9 protein-coding genes are annotated in these 12575 nt (G+C 71.7%); 4 read left to right on the top strand and 5 right to left on the bottom strand.

Annotated features, from left to right (window positions below; translation table 11 throughout):
• Positions 1-392 precede the first annotated feature (392 nt).
• Positions 393-3800, bottom strand: coding sequence for an ATP-binding protein (locus OM076_RS42235; RefSeq protein ID WP_270046237.1), 3408 nt, complete (start codon positions 3798-3800; stop codon positions 393-395).
• A 567-nt stretch (positions 3801-4367) separates the two neighbouring features.
• Between OM076_RS42235 and OM076_RS42230 the strand changes: the two genes are divergently transcribed.
• Positions 4368-5006 (top strand): hypothetical protein, encoded by a 639-nt coding sequence (locus OM076_RS42230; RefSeq protein ID WP_270046236.1) that lies wholly within the window; start codon positions 4368-4370, stop codon positions 5004-5006.
• Positions 5007-5030: 24 nt separating this feature from the next.
• Here OM076_RS42230 and OM076_RS42225 read toward each other — a convergent pair whose 3' ends face one another.
• Positions 5031-7418, bottom strand: coding sequence for a penicillin acylase family protein (locus tag OM076_RS42225; protein ID WP_270046235.1), 2388 nt, complete (start codon positions 7416-7418; stop codon positions 5031-5033).
• Positions 7419-7546: 128 nt separating this feature from the next.
• Here OM076_RS42225 and OM076_RS42220 point away from each other — a divergent pair, with 128 nt between their 5' ends.
• Positions 7547-8227 carry an FHA domain-containing protein gene (locus OM076_RS42220; RefSeq protein ID WP_270046234.1) on the top strand — a complete coding sequence of 227 codons (681 nt, stop codon included), beginning with the start codon at positions 7547-7549 and terminating at the stop codon, positions 8225-8227.
• Complete coding sequence (locus tag OM076_RS42215; protein ID WP_270046233.1) at positions 8224-9471, top strand: protein kinase domain-containing protein; 1248 nt, start codon at positions 8224-8226, stop codon at positions 9469-9471. The genes OM076_RS42220 and OM076_RS42215 overlap by 4 nt, the downstream gene beginning before the upstream one ends.
• Here OM076_RS42215 and OM076_RS42210 read toward each other — a convergent pair.
• Entirely contained in the window at positions 9468-11246 is a 1779-nt protein-coding gene (locus OM076_RS42210) for a CHASE2 domain-containing protein (RefSeq protein ID WP_270046232.1), read from the bottom strand. The genes OM076_RS42215 and OM076_RS42210 overlap by 4 nt on opposite strands.
• 245 nt (positions 11247-11491) lie before the next feature.
• Between OM076_RS42210 and OM076_RS42205 the strand changes: the two genes are divergently transcribed.
• Positions 11492-11698, top strand: a complete 207-nt coding sequence (locus OM076_RS42205) for a hypothetical protein (RefSeq protein ID WP_270046231.1) — start codon at positions 11492-11494, stop codon at positions 11696-11698.
• On the opposite strand, the gene OM076_RS42200 is transcribed toward OM076_RS42205, so the two are convergent.
• Both OM076_RS42200 and OM076_RS42195 read right to left on the bottom strand, forming a co-directional pair.
• Complete coding sequence (locus OM076_RS42200; protein WP_270046230.1) at positions 11691-12263, bottom strand: ankyrin repeat domain-containing protein; 573 nt, start codon at positions 12261-12263, stop codon at positions 11691-11693. The two genes, OM076_RS42205 and OM076_RS42200, sit on opposite strands and share 8 nt — an antisense overlap.
• Positions 12264-12340: 77 nt before the next feature.
• The coding region (locus tag OM076_RS42195) for a hypothetical protein (protein ID WP_270046229.1) at positions 12341-12575 on the bottom strand (235 nt) is incomplete at its 5' end.

Here is a 12575-nt window from a genome sequence, read left to right as displayed (position 1 = left end):
CGGACAAGTTCGCCCCACAGTTACGGGCGTGGGCTGGCCAGTGTGTCCCGCACCCTCTGCCGGTCGCCGTGGTCGACCGTGCGCGTTTACGGACCAGATCGCGGGTTTCGATCAGGTTCGCACTGGTCGAGTTGGCGCGCTGGTGGGGGTGAGGAACATTTGCGTCCTCACAGGACGCATTTGTTCGTCACCCCCCACGCGCATGACTTCGTTGCTCGCCGAAACCGATCACCGGAAGGCCGGGAGCGGACGGGGGTGTCAGCACCACGCCCGTAACTGTCGGTATCCCAGCACGGCGATTCGGGACCACAGAGCCGCGTGCCGAGCCAGCACACGGCAACCCGGGACGGGTGGCTCGCCACTCCCCCTCCCCCACCCGGCGCAGCTGACTTTCAGACCGGCAAGGGGACCAACCGCCGAGCCCGATCCCCCAAAACCACCATCCCCAGAGCGTCAGCGACAAGGATCGCGTCAGCAAGCATCTCCCGCGCCCGCTCCACGTCATCACCCACCCGCCGAGTCAACAACAGCTCCGCGTACGACACCTGGGTCCGCGCGTACATCGGCTTCGCCCCCATCGACGCGTGCATCTCCTGGGCCTTGTCGTAATGACGCTCCGCGAGCTCATACGACCCGCGCGTCGCCGCCAAGAGGCCGAGCAGACGTGACGCGCTGCCGTAGTTGGTCGCGTTGCGCCCCACGACGACGTTGTTGCCCGCGTAGGGCTCCAAAAGCCGATAGAGCTCCTCCGCGCGCACCGCGTCGCCCAGCGCGCCGCACACCTCGGCGAGCAACGTGATCGCGATCAGCCAGTTCGCGTCGCGGGGGAAGGCCGCGAAGCCGCCCTCGGAGGCCTCCTCGAACTCCGCGCGGGCTTCGTCGGGGCGGCCGAGCTCGATCAGCAGCAGCGCGAGCGCGCCGCGCCACGCCGGGATCGCCGGGTAGAGCTCGATGAAGCCGCGCACCGCGCCCTCGACCTCCGCCAGGCGCCCCTGCTCGCGGCGGATGTTGAACATCGTCTGCGCGTAGTAGTGCAGGGCGTTCTCGGCCTGGCCGCGCTGGCCGATCGCGAGCGTCTCCTGCGCGAGTTGCTCGGCCTCGTCCAGCCGCCCCGCCAGCAGCGCGCGGGCACCCCGGAAGAGCGACGTCCACCACAGCCAGACGGGCCGGTGCAGCGCCTCGGCGAGCTTGGAGGCGGCCGCGATCTGGATGTCGACGCCCTCGATGTCGCCGAGCTCCATCAGGTCGATGATCGTCCAGCCCGCGCCCTGCAGCTCGAGCTCGGGATCGCCGGTCTCCTCCGCCACCCGCCGCAGCTCGGCCGCGACCTCGAGGCGCTCCTCGACGTTCTCGGGCAGCCAGAGCGCGTAGTGACGCGCGTCCAGACACGTGGCCAGCGTCCGCAGGTCGCCCGTGCGGCGCGCGATCGCGACGGCCTCCTCGCTCAACGACAGCCGCAGCTCCGGCTCACCCGCGTAGTAGAGCTCAAGCGACATCCGCGCCAAGAGCCGCGCACGCAGCGGCGAGTCCTCCTCCGGCAGCACCTCCAAAGCCTCGTCCAGCAGCGCCACTCGCGCCGCGTCCGAGCGCGACAGCGCCGACCACGGCCCCGCGACGCCCAAAGCGGCCCGCGTGATCAGCACCGCGTCCCCCAGCTGGCGCGCGGTGCGGATCGCCGTCTGGAACGTCGCCCGCGCCTCCTCCTCCAGGCCCGCGCGATCCTCAGAGGCGCCCAGGGCGAGCAGCAGCTCGGCCCGCACGTGATCGTCGACCGCACCCGCCAGCTCACGCGCCCGCAGCGCCGCGCGGTAATGCTGCGCGGCCTCCTCCCAGGCGAGCATGCGATCGGCGCGCCGCGCCGCGGCCAAAGCGAAGTCGATCGCGCGATCCGGCCGCTCCACGGGCGCCGCCTGCGCGAAGTGGTGGGCGAGCATCGCCAGGTGCGGGTCCAGGTCGCCGCCCCGCAGGCGCACCAGCGTCTCGCCCACGCGGCCGTGCAGGCGCGCACGCCGCAATTGACTGATGCTGTCGTACAGCGTCGCCCGCACGAGCGTGTGGGTGAACGCGTAGCGCCCGACGTGCCCCGCCTCGCGCAGCACCCGCGCCTCCACGCCCTCCTCCAGCGCGTCGACCAGCTCGTCGCCGGTCTGGGAGACCACGGCGGCGAGAACGTCGTAGTCGAACTCGCGCCCGATCACCGAGGCGACCAGCAGGACGGCGCGTGTGGGCTCGCTGAGCCGCCGCAGCCGCCGCGCGGTGACCTCGCGCACCCCGTCCGGCACACCCGCCTCTTCCAGCGTGACCTCTTCGGTCAGCGCGCCTGCCGTGTCGCGGATGTGGCGCACGACCTCCTCGATGAAGAACGGGTTGCCGTCCGTCTCGCCGGCGAGCGCGTGCACGAACGGCTTCGTCGCCGGCGCGGACGCCAGCTCGGCGACGAGCTCGCCCACCTCGGCCTCGGCGAGGCCGGTCAGCTCGAGCCGGCGCAGCGTCCCCTCGCGCCGCAGGTCGCCGATCAGCTCGTGCAGCGGGTGGCGGTCGGAGATCTCGCTCTCGCGATAGGTGCCGACGAAGAGCACCCGGCGCGGCGTGGGCGAGCGGACGAGATGGCGCAGGAGCTGGAGCGTCGGTCGGTCCGCCCAGTGCAGGTCGTCGAAGACGAGCAGCACCGGCACGTCGGCGCCGACCTGGCCGATCAGCGCGGACACCGCGTCGAAGAAGCGGTAGCGCTGCGCGTCCGCCTCGGGGCCGGTGATCGAGCCCGGGGTGAGGTGATCGCTCGGCGGCGGGCCGAACTCCGGCAGCAGGATCGCGAGCTCGGCCGCGCGCGGGCCGAGGTGCTCGCGCAGCGAGTCCAGCGGCGCGCCCGCCGACCACCCGCGCAGCATCTCCACGACGGGCTGATAGGGCGTCAGCGTCTCCTCGTCGAAGCGCCCGTAGAGGACGACGCCGCCGCCGGCGTGCGCGATCGCGGCCAGCTCCGCGGCCGTGCGGGTCTTGCCGATGCCGGCGTCGCCGGTGAGCAGTACGAGCGCCCGCTGCCCCTCGATCGCCTCGCGCCAGCAGCGCTCGAGGTAGGCGAGCTCGACGCCGCGCCCGACGAGCGCGTGCCGGTCGACCGCCGCCGCCAGCGGGGCCGGCCACGACGCGACGGTCAGAACTGCGCCCGAGCCCACCGCCGCCGGCGGAGCTGAGCGGTGCACGGGCGGCGGCTCGCCGCGCAGCACGCGCTCGAACACGGTCATGGCCGCCGGGCCGGGTGTGGTCCCGAGCTCCTCGCGCAGGAGCGAGCGCAGCTCCTCGAAGGCGCGCAGCGCCTCGGCCGGGTTGCCCGCGGCTTCGTGGACCTCCATCAGCAGCCGGTGGGCGGACTCGCGGAAGGGCGCGGCGGCGATCGCGGCCCGGGCGGCCTGCTCGGCGGCGCCCAGCTCCCGCCCGCCCTGGCGCAGGCCCGCCTCGGCCAGCGTCTCCAGCGCGCGCAGGCGGATCGTCTCCAGCTCGCGGCGCTGCTCGGCCGCCCACCCGCCTTCGGCGTCGGGGAGGAACGTCTGCAGGTCGGTCGAGAGCGCCTCGCGGGCGCGCTCGGCGGCCAGCGTGTGGTCGCCGGCCTCCATCGCGGCCTCGGCCTCGAGGATCGCGGCCGCGGACGCCTCGATGTCCACCCGCGCCGTGCCCTCGAGGTGCAGGCGCAGTTCGCCGCGCCCGGTGAGGACGCCGTCACCCAGCGCGCGGCGGAGCTTGGAGAGCAGCGCGCTGAGCGCGGAGTCCGCCGCGGCGGGCGGGCCCTCGGGCCAGAGCACGTCGATGAGCTCGTCGCGGGGGCAGCCGCGGGTACGATTCAGGACCAGGTACGCGAAGAGCAGACGGCCCTGCCGCCCTGGCAGTCCCGCATCCAATCGACGTCCGGAAACGTCGACCATGACCGGGCCGCACAACCGGATGTCCCAGCCCTCGCCCACCTCTAACGTAAGACGCTATCGGAGCGCCAAGGTTTCTCCAAGGTTTCGGCAACCCAAGAAGCGCATCATTACTTCAGCGGCGCACGGAATGGACCCCTCCGAGCACCGCCGAAGCCGACACGGACGTCGATTTCCACATAACGGAGAGTCGACTATGGCTCAGTTGTTCTCCCGTCATGCATAGGGATCGTCTGACCCGCGAATCCCTCCTCCAAAGAACACCGGACTTCCCTCCTCCGGTGCCCTGAGGCGGCCGCCGACTGACCCCCGGCTTCCCGCCCAATCAACTTGAGAGGCCCGCCCGGCGGCGGGCCTCTCAGGCTTTAAGGCCGCACCTTCGACTCCTGAGCAGGGTTTCGGGGAATGCAGGGGAAGCGTCAACCGATTCAACCTCAGAGGAGGGGCCACATGAAGATCTCCCGCCCGTCACCGTCGATGGTGATCGCGGGCATCGCGCTGTTCGTGTCGCTGGGCGGCACGTCGATGGCGGCCGTCAGCTACGCCACGCGCGCGGGCTCGGTCGACGGCAAGAGCGCGGTCTTTGCCGGAGCTTCGCTGTCGCAGGCCGCCGGCAAGCTCGTCGCCACCAACCGGTCCGGCACCGACAAGGGCCGGCTACCGGGCAAGTTCGTCGCCGACGTCCCCAAGACGCAGACGTTCAGCCGGTCCTTCGAGGTCGCCGACAACGCGCCGGGCGCGCCGCAGGCGGTCGCCTCCATGAGCGGGCTCGGCACGTTGACCGCGACGTGCAACGACCAGAACAACGCCGCCGGCAACGAGGACCCGATCTCGACGATCACGTTCCTCAACCAGAGCGGCGTGCCGGTCAACCTCGCCCGTCGTGTCGGCAACGGTGACGGGGCGCTCGGCGTCGTCGCCAACCAGACCGCGACGTCGGTCGCGATCGGCGGCTCCAACACGTTCGTCTTCCATGTCGAGCTGTCCGGCCGGAACTCGATCATCACCGGCGGCGTGCGCCAGGACGGGCGCGGCACGGCCACGGCCAGCTGCGGTGTCTTCGGTGTGGTGGAGGAGATCCTCCCCTAGCCAGGTGCTGACGGCCCCGCTGCCTCAGCGGGGCCGGTGGCCGCTGAACGAGATCACCTGCTGGATCCCGCTCGGGCGGTTCGTGAAGCGGATCGTGGTCGGGAGCAGGCCCGGCCGGAACGCGATCCGCTCCTTGGTCGCGTCGACCCGCAGGGCGTCGGGGTCGCCGGGCACTGCGTCGAGCGCCTTCCACACCGCGGCGGCGCACTTGGCCTTTTGGCCGTTTCCGCAGTAACGCATGTTGAACGGCTGCTTGAGCTTGGCGCCGTTGAGTCGTTCGAGATCCTTCTCGATGTACCAGAAGCCGCCGTCGGTGAAGTCGCTCGCGGTGCCCGAGTCCTTGCCGATCAGGGCGTCCAGGCCCTTGATCGGCAACGCGACCTTGGCCAGGCGCGGGTAGAACGCGTCCCAGATCGCCGGGCCGGGGCCGGCGTCGATCACGCCGTCGAGGTCACGGTCCAGCCGCGACGAGCCGCCCGCGCGCCACTCGTTCAGGATCGCGAGCATGCGGGTCGCCCGCGGCGACGGGGACGGGGCGGCCTTCAGCAGCTCGGTGATGACCGGCGTCAGCGCGACGCTGCGCAGGTCCTGCGTCGCGGCCGCGTTCATGGCCGAGGTCACGGTCGCGAGCGTGTGGGTCGGCGTCTTGGCGAGGCCGTCGTTGAGCATCCGCACGCGCTGGACCGAGCCGTAGGACCAGTTGTCGTCGGCCGCGCCCCACTTCGGGGCGGGCCGGTTGTTCCAGTTCACGAGCGTCCCGGACGGCGGGTTGACCTGGAACGGGTGCTGGGCCTTGCTCAGGAAGCCCTTCCACTCGTACTGGCCGGTGCCCTTGGTGGGGAGCCGCGGATCGACCCGCGGGTCGCGCTTGGGGAGCTTGCCGGCGGAGTACATGGCGATGTCGCGGTCGTCCGCGTAGCCGACGTTGAACGTGAACGGCGAGGTCGACATCGCGTCGCGCAGCGCCGTCGCCGAGTTCACCTTGCCGGTGGTCAGGTCGCGGAACCCGAGCTGCCACAGGATGTCCTTGCCGTAGCTGGCGCGCTTGCGCGAGACGGCCACCGTCTTGCCGCCCACCTTGGCGTAGCCGGTCACCGGCCCGTGGACGGTCGTATTGAACTTCACGCGGCCGGAGCCCTTGATCGTGCCCGCGTCGAGCGTGCCCATCTTCAGGCACTTGCCCTTGAAGACGTACTTGGTCTTCGAGCCGCCGCAGAGGGTCTCCACGTAGTTGTCGATCAGGTCGCTGCCCGCCGAGGTCAGGCTCCACGCGTAGTCCTGGCCGCGGCCGATCAGGATGTTGCCCGCGAAGCCGGGCGCGGTCGCCCCGCGCGCCTGGACGCCCGGGTAGCTGATGTCGGCCTCGAGCGTGAGCCCGGGGTACGTGTAGCCGATCTGGGGCCCGCCGACGAACAGCGGGTGGCCGGTAGCCGAGCGCGACGCGCCGACCAGCAGGAAGTTGCTCGTCCAGCGTGGGTGAGCGCTCGCCGCGCGGGCGAGGCCCTTCGGGCCGACGGGCTTGAACGAGCCCGCGTCGAGCACGGCGTTGCCCTTGCCGATCCCGATCGCCTTGCCGTACGGGAACGCCTTGCTCATCGTGGCCGGCGAGTCCGGATCGTCGAACTCGGAGAGGTCGTCGAAGATGCCTTGCCCCTTCGTCGCGCCATACCGCTTGCGCAGGCTGGAGAGGAACTCCGAGCGCCGCGCCTCGTCGCCGCCGCCCTGGCCGAAGATCTGCCCGGTGATGGCGTTGGCGGCGTAGATGTCCACCCGCGTCCACGGGCGCGTGCCGCCATCGGCCTTGAGCTTGGCGTTCAGACCCTCCAGGTAGACGTCGATGTCGTGGCGCACGGCCGCACCCGCTGCACCCGCGCTCTTGAGGGCGGCGTCGCCGTCGCGCTGGATGATCGCGTCGACCTGCTTGGTGGGCGTGAACTGCTTGAGGTCCACGACCAGCCCGAACGCGTCGATGTTGGGCGCGTCGATGGCGGCCAGGCGCGCGGCATCGCGCGCCTGGGCGAGCAGCAGCCCGCGATCCTCGCCGAGGATCCAGCCCATCGCCCAGGTCACGTCGTCACGCGAGCCGCCGGTGATGTGCGGCACGTTGAACCGGTCGCGCACGACCGTCACGCCCGCGCGCGGTATCGCCTCCACCGTCCCCGGCCCGTCCTCGCCGAGCCCGAACTGCTCCGACTTGAACTTCGACAGCAGGTCCGCGTCGGTGACCTGGTCGAACAGCGGCGTCAGCCCGTCGTACATCAGGGCCTGCGCGTCGGCGCCTGGAGCGGGCGGGACCGACCCGTACTGGCCGGAGGGGATGATGTTGCGCGCGGTGGCGGCGTAGTCGTCAGCCGCGGCCGGGGCCGCGGAAAGGGCGAATGCCGCCGCGGCGAGCGCGGCGATCCTGGACATCCGCGGCACGCTACGCCGCACCGCATTGTCGTGCGTCACATGAACGAACGACAAGAACTACCCAACCGTCTAGTCGACTCTCATCATCACGTTGTCGCGACAGATGAGCGCCCGGTAGTGTCGCGCCCGTGCAGTGGCCTCTGCACCAGGCAACGCCCGCCGAGCTCAAGGCACGTCTCGAGGCTGAGCGTTCCGAATCCGCCTTCCTGATCCTCCGCGACGGATCCGGGGCACAGCGGATCGTGCCCCTCGACCCCGGCCAAGCGCCGGTCACGATCGGCCGCGCCTCGACCGCGGGCATCCGGCTCCCCTGGGACCACGAAGTCTCGCGCCTGCACGCGGAGCTCGATTGCCTCGACGGTCACTGGACGCTGTCCGACAACGGTCTCTCGCGCAATGGCACCTTCCTCAATGGCGCACGGGTCAAGGGCCGCAAGCGACTCCAGGACGGGGATGCGCTCGTGGTCGGCGCGACCCGGCTCGCGTTCCGCAGCCCACCCGGCAGCGAGGCAACCTCGGCTCCAACCGTGACGCCGGCCGGCGCGGACGAGCGCCCGCCGATCTCGGAGGCGGAACTGCGTGTCGCGGTATTGCTCTGCCGGCCGTTCGCCGGCGCGGACACCTTCGCCACGCCGATGACGAACCAGGACATCGCCGGCGAGCTGATGATCTCCGTCGCGGCGGTCAAGACCCACCTCCGCGCCCTGTTCCGGCGCTTCGGCATCGAGGACCTGCCGCAGAACGAGAAGCGGGTGCGGCTCGTCGAGCTGCTGCTGCGCTCCGGCGTCGTCGGCGAGCGCGAGCGATGAAGTCGGGGACGCTCCTCGCGGGCGGGTACGTCCTCGGGCCCGAGGCCGAGCGTGGCGCGATGGCCAGCCTGCACCGCGCGCGCGACGTCAGCGGCCGGCGCGTCGCCGCCAAGCGACTCCTCGACGAACGCCACGCCGAGCGGCAGAGGATCGAGGCGCGCGTCCTGCGCAGCCTTGACCACCCGCGCGTGGTCAAGGTCCTGGACCTCGTCGAGGACCCGGCTGGGCGCTACCTGATCATGGAGTGGGTCGACGGCGTGACGCTCGCCCGCGTGCTGGCGCGCGACGGCGATCCCGGCCTTCCGCCCGACCATGTCCTGAACTGGACGCTGCAGGCCGCCGAGGGACTGGCGTACGTCCACGAGCAGCAGACGGTCCACCGCGACGTCAAGCCGCAGAACCTGATGCTCTCACCGGATCGCGGCATCGTCGTCGTCGACTTCGGCATCGCCCGGACGTTCACCCACGAAGGCACGATGGAGATCGGCACGCCCGGCTACATGGCGCCCGAGACCTACGCCGGAGGCGCGGTCACCGCCCGCACCGACGTCTACGGCCTGGCCTCCAGCGCGTGGACGCTGATCGCCGGCCACCCGCCGCCGCTCGGCGCGCCGGGTCCGCTGGCGGGCGCGACCCCCGCGCTCACCCAGGCGCTGCGGGCCGCGCTGGCGGTCGACCCGCGTGAGCGCACGCCGTCGATGGCGGCCTTCGCCGAAGCGCTGGGCGGCCGCCTGCGCGGCGGGGACGGACGCGACATGGCGGTCGTGATCGACATCGACCCCTCGCGGCGACCGTTGCTCGAGTCGGTCGTCCGCACGGTCGCCGGGGTGTTCGACGCCGCGGCCAGCTCGCTCGCGCTGGTGCGTCCCGGTGGGAGCCTGCTCTATTACGCGGCGTGGGGCGCCGGTGCGGAGGAGATCGTCGGCCGCGAGCTCGACCCCGGCCGCGGCATCGCTTCCCGGGTGATCGAGAACGGGCGTCCGCAGCTCGTCGCCGACGTCCACGACGACCCCGACTGGGACGCGGGATTCGCCCAGCGAACGGGCTTCGTGCCGAGCTCGATGATGCTCGTCCCCCTAGAGGGCCCGGACGGGCCGCTCGGAGTGCTCTCGATGCTGGACCGGCGCGACGGACGCCCGTACGACGTCGAGGACCTCGGTCGCGCGCGGCTGTTCGCGCGGCTGGCGCTGGACGCGTTGCTCGCCGGCCGCGACGCCGAGCCGGAGACCCGCACGACGGGTTAGGAGGTGTGCTCCTCGATCCGGTGGGAGGCCCGATCGAGCGCCCAGACGACGATCCGCCCGTCCCGGCCGCGGAGCTTGAGCTCACCCAGCGAGAGCAGATCCTCGGGCGGCGCCGACAGGCGGCTCCGGGTCGCGTCGGAGATCAACAGCGCGGCGCCGAGGTCACGCGTCAGCGTCTCGAGCCGGGACGCGACATTCGTGGTATCCCCGACCGCGGCGTACTCCACGCGACGCGCCGAGCCGACGTGCCCCGACATCACGTCGCCCGAGCTCATCCCGATCCCCATCCGCAGCGGCTCGCTCAGCGCTTGCGCGCGGAGCCAGTCGTTGACGCGCGGGAGCCGGATGTCGAGCATCTCGCGCGCGGCGGCGAGCGCGCGATCGGCATGGTCGGGCTGCTCGAGCGGTGCGCCGAAGACCGCCATGACCCCGTCGCCCAGGAAGCTGACCAGCGTGCCCCGCTGCGCCATCACGGCGTCGCTCATCTCTCCGAGGTAGCGGTTCATGACCTCGATCGTGGCTTCCGGCTCGAGCCGCTCGGCCAGCGCGGTGAACCCGTGCAGGTCGGCGAACAGCACCGTCCCGTCGCGGCGGACGCCGCCGAGCAGCCCGCCGTCCTGACGCGTGAGCAACTCGCGCACGACCGGCTCGCCGACGAAGCGGGCGAACAGCTCGTGGGTGCGGCGCTGCTCGGACGCGGAGAGCGCGTAGTGGACCGCGAGGGCGCCGATCGCCGCGCAGAGCAACGCCCCGGCCGGGGCGATCACCGGCAGCACGAGGCCATGGTCGAAGAGCGCCTGGGCTGCCACCACGAAGCACGCGGCGAAGGCGAGCCCGAGCGCCTGGCTGCGCAGCGGCGTGAGCCTGAGCCCGGCGAGCGGGACCAGCGCCGCGCAGAGCACGATCGCCAGCACCGCGACGGGCCAGGACGGATCACGCAACGGCCTGTCGCGCAGCACGGTCGAGATCGTGTTGGCGATCACCTCAGGACCGTTCATAGCCCCGTTCGGCGAGGTGGGGGTCGGATGCACGTCCCCCAGCGACGGCGCGGCGGCACCGACCACGACGATCCGCCCCGCGACGGCGCCCGCCGGGAGCCGATCGCGCAGCACGTCGATCAGCGAGTAGGCCTGGATGGTCCCCGGAGGGCCGGCATAGTCGATCAAGGCTGAGCCGAACTGCCTCACAGGTCGGCGCCACAGCGTCTCCGCGGCAACGACCCACAAGCCCTTGAGCCCATCGACCGAATAGTCCATCCGGCGAATCACGCCGCCTGAGTCATTCGGCAACAGCGTGCTCCCGACGCGCACGCCGAACGCTCGCTGCGTGTCTTCACCGCCGAGGACGGCCGTGTGGCCGTGGCCATCGGTCTCGGTCGTGGACAGCACCGTCGGGCGCGCCCGGCCGAGGGCTTCGATGAGCGCATTGTCCTCGCGCATCCTGGTCGGCTCGGTGAACTGGATGTCGAAGACGATCAGCCGCGCGCCCGCCCGCCGCAGCTTGTCGATGGCGGTCGCGTAGCGAGAGCGTCGCAGCGGCGGCCGCTCTCCGAGCTCCCCGATCGTGGCGTCGTCGAGCTCGATGACCGCGAAGTTCTGCGCCGGCCGCGCCCCGCGCAGCCGGAAGCGCGCGTCCACGGTCCCGACCTCCCACGTGTGCAGGCCGTCGGTCGCCCACACGACGGTCCAGCCTGCCGCCGCCAGCAGCGCCACCGCGAGCATCAGCGCCGGACGCCGCACGCGGCGCGGACCGAACGGTGCGAAGCGGCGGGCCATGGCTCACTCTGCACCGATCGGCTCCCTGCGGCCTATTGACCCTAGGGTTGGGCGACCTATCCCTCGAGGGTCGGATCGCCGCGCCTTGCGGCGCTTGTTGACCGACGGTCATTAACGCCTGTTAGCTCCGTGTTGACCGACGGTCAACTACGGCGGACACTCCGTCCATGCTGTTTGCCACCTGGAGTCAAGCCAGCTCGTTCCTCGTTCCCGCCGTCTTCGGCTACGAGTGCCCGGTGTAGCCGATGCCGCTGCTCGTCGTCGAGTTCCTCGTGCTCGCCCTCGCCCTGTTCGGCGACGGGTGGCTGATCCGCCGCGCCTACAAGGTCCGCGAGGATCGACTCGTCTGCGCGCTGGCGGCCGTGATCGTCAGCGCGATCGTCCTCGGGATCGGCTTCGTGACGCTGGTCACGCTGGCGCTTGAGCGCTGCGGGAACGACTGTTTCAGCTGAGCAGGGCGACCATGTCGTCGTAACCGCGATCGCGGGCGTGCTGCAGCGCGGTGACGCCGTCGCGGTCGGCGATCGAGCGATCCGCGCCCGCGGCGAGCAGCAGCCGCACGATCTCCACGTGAGCCGGCCCACCGTCGCCGAGGATCACGGCCTCGAGCAGCGCCGTCCAGCCGAGGTGGTTGACGTGGTCGACGTCGATGCCGGTCTTGAGGATCTCGCGCACGTAGTCCACGTGGCCGCGGTCGGAGGCGGGGATGACCGCGACGCCGCCGTAGCGGTTCGTCGCGCCGAGGTTCGGCGAGGCCTTCAGCACCTCGCGCAGCATCGCCACCGACCCGGTCTCGCCCGTCACCAGCAGCGGGTTGTTTCGGTCGGCGTCCTGGAGGTCAACGTCGGCCCCGGCGGAGATCAGGACGCGCGCGGCCTCGACGTGATCGCCCAGTGCGGCGGCGGTCACCGCGGTGCGCCCGGAGGCAGATAGCGCGTTCACGTCGGCACCTTCGTGCAGCAACTGCCGCACCTCGGCGGCATCGCCACGCCCAGCGGCCTCGATCAGATCACCCATCGGCGCTCCTCCGCACCCGGCCAGCACCAGCAGCAGAAGCAGAGAGGGCGCCCGAAGGCGCCCTCTCAGAACTCGTGTCAGGCCTCGTCGGATGGCTCGACCGGCGGCGTGTCGAGCGCCCCCGTGTCGTCGACGGACTCGCCGTCGTCGCCTTCCTTGCGTCCGCCGACGCCCACCGGCGCGGGCTTCGGCACGGGCGGCGTGACGATCGTGAGCGAGATCGCCTCGTCGGAGCCTTCGGGCGCCGGTTCGACCATGACGGTCGCGCCGGGCGTCAGCTCGGAGCGCAACACGAAGTCCGCGAGCGGATCC

It is taken from the genome of Solirubrobacter ginsenosidimutans, assembly GCF_027587205.1.
Note: the sequence above shows the minus strand (reverse complement) of the source record. Positions and strands in the feature narration are given on the sequence as shown.